This window comes from Levilactobacillus humaensis, assembly GCF_024345185.1.
GTDB lineage: Bacteria > Bacillota > Bacilli > Lactobacillales > Lactobacillaceae > Levilactobacillus > Levilactobacillus humaensis.
Genome location: NZ_BROB01000057.1, coordinates 1 through 3,303, shown reverse-complemented (window position 1 = coordinate 3,303; position 3,303 = coordinate 1). Strand labels below are relative to the sequence as shown.

3 protein-coding genes are annotated in these 3,303 nt (G+C 48.7%); 2 read left to right on the top strand and 1 reads right to left on the bottom strand.

The genetic code is table 11. The features are described 5' to 3' along the window. Nucleotides 1–394 precede the first annotated feature (394 nt). The gene (locus OCU14_RS11175; protein WP_261811086.1) at nucleotides 395–1,003 is read right to left on the bottom strand and encodes a helix-turn-helix domain-containing protein; all 609 of its coding nucleotides are present in this window, start codon (nucleotides 1,001–1,003) and stop codon (nucleotides 395–397) included. Nucleotides 1,004–1,145: 142 nt separating this feature from the next. Between OCU14_RS11175 and OCU14_RS11170 the strand changes: the two genes are divergently transcribed. Then, nucleotides 1,146–2,048 (top strand): ABC transporter ATP-binding protein, encoded by a 903-nt coding sequence (locus tag OCU14_RS11170; RefSeq protein ID WP_261811085.1) that lies wholly within the window; start codon nucleotides 1,146–1,148, stop codon nucleotides 2,046–2,048. A gap of 3 nt (nucleotides 2,049–2,051) precedes the next feature. Beyond that, on the top strand, nucleotides 2,052–2,825 hold the full coding sequence (locus OCU14_RS11165; protein WP_261811084.1) for an ABC transporter permease: 774 nt from the start codon (nucleotides 2,052–2,054) through the stop codon (nucleotides 2,823–2,825). Nucleotides 2,826–3,303 lie beyond the last annotated feature (478 nt).

Genomic DNA, 3,303 nt, shown 5'->3' with positions numbered 1-3,303 from the left:
AGTAGTTGGGGGATCGCCCCCTGCGAGGATAGGACGTTGCCACGCGAACGAAAGAACCCTGTGAGGGTTCTTTTTTTTTTCAAAAAAAGAAAAGCAGACGGGGGCGCATGACCGTAGCAACGGTGCGGCTGGCAACCGAGCGGTGTCAAAACCGAAATGGCCGTATGAAGTCGGTGGTTTCGTGAAGCTGCTGTCACGTCTGCTATTTACTAGTTTACTGTCGATGGTGGTAGAACATGTGTAGAACATGTTCTGTCAAAAGAGACGACTTGCCACCTAAGCAAGATTAGAAGAATAGTCAATCTAAAAACGGTAACGGCACTTCCACGCGGGGAAGGTCGTTACCGTTTTTTGTGAGCAGCTAAATTGAGCCCTGTGTATGACTGCCACGCTACTATTGTCTAACCTTAACAGATCGAGATTGCCAGTACTTTCTGACCAGCGCCCAGTACTTTCTGACCAGCGCGATGACAACCACTAGGCCACTGAACTGGCAGGTCGTCATTAGGCCAAAGCCCATGTTGAAGGCGTTAATACTCCCGCTGACGAGACTGAGCACGTCAAACACTGTTAAGCCAATCCAATGTACCCGATTTGTCCAAACGTTCGGGTGGCGACGGGCAATGCCTAAATTAATCATAAGACCGATTAGTAAGAGGATGAGAAAGTCCATCCAGTAGAGCCCCGGGAAAGTAGAAAATTGGGTGATGCGTTCCACTAGGAGAATTCCGAACAGGACCACTAATAGGATGGAACTTGGACGGACGTGTGGTTTCGTTACAGGGACCGCTACTGTTGTGGTGTCCTGTAAGAGATCATCTACTGGGACGGCATATAGAGTGGCTAATTGGGTAATGGTGGCGATGTCCGGTTGGTTCCGGCCAGTCTCCCAGCTGGAAACGGTTTGGCGTGAGACGTGGAGTTGCTCAGCCAGTGCCGTTTGGGTCAGTTGTTGCGTTTGCCGGAACTTTTTCAAACGCGCGCCTAGTTCTGTCGATGCCATGGGGGCACCTCACTTCCTTGATAATTGCTATTAACTCTAGCATAGGGAATCAGCGGGAAAGAGCAAGCTATTTTCGCTAGCATCCGTATCATCTGGCGGTTTTAACGGGTACGCTGAAAGGGAGTAGAGGAGACGATGTCCAGTGCAACAAGTACAAGAGAAAATGGTTCGAGTAGTCGGGTTACGGAAAACTTTTGGCCACCGAATCGTCTTACGTGATGTGAACTTTGAATTTTCAGCCGGCAAAATTATCGGATTAGTCGGTCCCAACGGTGCAGGCAAAACGACCATTATGAAGGCCTTGCTGGGACTGATGTCAACGGATGCGGGGAACGTTCGGATTCTGGGACAACCTGTTTCGGTCAATACCCACACTATCGTGACGCAACAGGTAGGTGCACTCATCGAACGCCCGGCAATCTATCCCTTTTTGAGCGGCTGGCAACAGTTACGATTGATGGCGACTTCCTTGGAACAAATGACGTGGGTGGTGCAGGCCCTCCAAATGGATGCTTATATCCACCGGCCGGCCAAAAGGTATTCACTAGGCATGAAACAAAAGCTGGGAATCGCCATGGCATTGGTGAATCGACCACGGTTAGTCATATTGGACGAACCAATGAATGGGTTGGACCCACAATCGGTTAAGCGGCTACGTCATTTAATTGTGCAAATGGCAGGGGAAGGGACCACTTTTTTAATTTCCAGTCATATTTTGAGTGAGTTGGAAAAGATCATTGATACGGTGATTCTAATTGACCAGGGAGAAGTGTTGCTGCAACGGACGATGAGGCAGTTGCGGGAATCGACGCGGCAATCTTTAGCAGTGCGGACGACGGAGAATGCCCGGGCGTTGCGGGTACTTTTACAGGCCGACTATCCAGTGACCCAGCGGGGGAGCGACTTGATCGTGACGAAGCCGGTTGCGTTGACGCCCTTATTGCAGGCACTTTTCGCCGCGCACATCCAAATTTTAAAGGTAAACCAGCATCAGGAAGATTTAGAGACGGTCTTGTTACGCTTATTAGCAGAGAGGAAGGCATAGGTCATGGGACAATTATTGCAGCAGGAGATTTTTAAATTCAGGCATCAACGATTGGCTTGGCTTGCACCGGTCATCTTGGTACTTTTAATGGGTGGACTAGCAGCGACGGCGCACGGGGCATCGATTGACGACCAGAAATTTGATATCTCATCGGCGTATGGCGGGTTTCAATGGCTGACGATACTCATGATTGTGATTGGCGCCAGCTGTGTGACCATGGAATTCGAGTACGGGACGATCAAGCAGTTGGCAATTCAGGCGAATCATCGCTGGACGATCTTCGTGGGGAAGTATGTGCTGGTACTCGGGTATAGCGTGTTGCTCCATGTGGTAGCTGTGCTCACGACACTATTACTCAAGTTTAGTGGTGGGCGCAGCCTTTCGTGGCAAACGGTCTATCTCTATCATCAAGCCCTACTAGTTAATCTCGTGACTAATGCGGTGTTCGATATGTATGGTGGCGTGCTGATTATTGGACTGGTCTTCTTGCTGGCGAGCTGTAGTCATAACAGTGCGGCAGCGATTGCCATTGGCGTGGGGGTCTGTTTCATGGGGGAAGGGGTGTCCAGTTTGCTATTGCAGTCGTTTAAGTCGTTACTGCCGGTGATGAAATGGAACCCGTTTAACATGTTCTTTCTGCAGGAGGAGTATGGCAATCCCAGCTACCAACAGAACGTGACCCACTTGACGATTCAGCAGTTGAGCGTCGGCAATCTCCTGTGGGCGTTGTTCTTTGTCGGGGTGGGTGCAGTGATCTTTTCACGACGGCGGATTTAGGCTGGTGGCTGGCCGGAAACGAATTTTACAAGTTAGCCATGATGAGATGCGTCACGGCGACATCCCACCAAAAGAGGATTCTAGCCCGTGAAATGGGAATTAGTGAGGAACGGGTCTAGAGCCGCGGCCAACGAATGATGGGGTCGTCGACATGAATTTGGAATTTTTGTTGACAGCGAGATGATGTGCATGGTATATTATCTAAGTTGTCTTTTACGACAGCGGCTCGTTAATTTAAAAAGTTAAATTGCTTGTTGACAAGCGGTCTGACAAAATGGTATATTAATTGAGCTGCTTCATTAGGCAGCCAGCAATTCACAGTTTGATTAAATTAAACTTATTGTTGACATCATATAGTTTAAATGATATGATTATTAAGTTGTCTGCAAGAGCGGATGACTGGTAGACCTTTGAAAACTGAACATTGTTTCGACAAACCAAATATGTGTAGGGCGGTTTGATATTTATATCAAACCCA